The sequence below is a fragment of the Erwinia sp. MYb416 genome (genome assembly GCF_037479575.1).
Lineage (GTDB): Bacteria > Pseudomonadota > Gammaproteobacteria > Enterobacterales > Enterobacteriaceae > Erwinia > Erwinia rhapontici.
In genome coordinates this window covers 1-1,022 of sequence record NZ_JBBGYT010000321.1, presented here as the reverse complement: position 1 = coordinate 1,022, position 1,022 = coordinate 1, and the positions used below count along the sequence as shown (strand labels likewise).

Here is a 1,022-nt window from a genome sequence, read left to right as displayed (position 1 = left end):
CGGTAGGGCTGGTGAGTAATATTTTATCTTTTTCACTTATTTTTATTGGTTTCATTATTACCCCAATGAAAAATGCCTATGAACTTACCATCGGGCATCACTCCAGACTTCTTAAATCTGTCTGGATGACGATTCTCTTCACTTCTGCCGTATATACGACAATACAGTCAACCAGCACTGTATTTTTATACTTTAACTTCTAAGGAAATCACGATGAAAATGTATATTTATGGTTTCCTTACCACATCAGCACTCACTTTAGCCATTGCTCCGGCAGTCAATATTTACAATGACTTAACTGGCGAAAAGATAATAGTTTCCAACCCGACAGGCTGGGTATCCAAGAAAAATCTTTATAATTTAGACTTCATACTTCCACCTTTTGGGCTGGCATATCGTCATTTTGGGATATCAATAGCTCCTCGCTTAGCGCTGAACGGGAAAGATGGATGGATGTTTCTAGGTGACAGATATGCTAATACCCTGACTGAAACCAGAGGGCTGACCCCGTTCAACCAGGAAAAGCTCGATTTGATGGCAGCTAACCGGGAAAAGTGGAACTCATACATTAAGAGTCTTGGCGGAAAAGGATATGTTGTTACTGTCGCCCCAAATTCACAATCCATATATCCTGAAAAATTACCAGATTGGGTAGCACAAAGTTCATCAAGCAAGAGTATCGGATATTTTCTAAGTCATGCTGATAAAGACAGAACGCTGATCGATCTCAGTACAGAGTTAAAGAATAACGTTAGTAAAAGCAAACTCCCTCTCTTTTACAAAACAGATACACACTGGAATAAACAAGGTGCATGGTATGGCTATCAAAAACTGGCCACTTCATTATCCCATGATTTCCCTGATTTAAAATGGCTAACACCAACCGATGTATCATTCACTCAGGAAATCAGACCTGGTGGTGATATGAGTCGTTTTCAGCATATTCAGGAAAAAATAACCGATACAGAAATAAAAGTTAACATTGATATAAACTCGCAAGTCACTGTTAAAGACTGGTCAGG

At 39.1% G+C, this 1,022-nt stretch carries 2 protein-coding genes; both read left to right on the top strand.

Annotated elements, in window-relative coordinates:
• Window positions 1-203: hypothetical protein (locus WH277_RS03870; RefSeq protein ID WP_339504457.1), on the top strand; the 203-nt coding region annotated here is incomplete at its 5' end.
• Between the two features lie 10 nt (window positions 204-213).
• Window positions 214-1,022: alginate O-acetyltransferase AlgX-related protein (locus WH277_RS03865; protein ID WP_339504455.1), on the top strand; the 809-nt coding region annotated here is incomplete at its 3' end.